Below are 272 nucleotides of genomic sequence, written 5' to 3'. Positions count from 1 at the left end.
ACGTATGCGTGACCTATCTTTGCAATCAGCTAATGGTTCAAACGATGCAAACGCTCTTGCCGCACTACAAAAAGAAGTGGGCGCATTACAGCAAGAGCTTACTCGTATCGCTGAAACGACTAAATTTGGTGGTACAAGCTTACTAGATGGTTCGTTCGGTACTAAACAATTCCAAGTGGGTTCAAACGCTAACGAAACAATCAACGTAAGTTTGCGTGATGTGTCTGCTGATGCGCTTGGTGCATATGGTGTTAGTGGGGCTGGTTCTGTAT

The 272-nt window shown here is 44.9% G+C and carries 1 protein-coding gene; it reads left to right on the top strand.

Translation table 11 applies throughout. The features are described 5' to 3' along the window. Positions 1-272: flagellin N-terminal helical domain-containing protein (locus AAEY68_RS21100; RefSeq protein WP_502935718.1), on the top strand; the 272-nt coding region annotated here is incomplete at both ends.

This window comes from Pseudoalteromonas sp. RB2-MNA-CIBAN-0110 (assembly GCF_040309305.1).
Classification (GTDB): domain Bacteria; phylum Pseudomonadota; class Gammaproteobacteria; order Enterobacterales; family Alteromonadaceae; genus Pseudoalteromonas; species Pseudoalteromonas arctica.
Note: the sequence above shows the minus strand (reverse complement) of the source record. Positions and strands in the feature narration are given on the sequence as shown.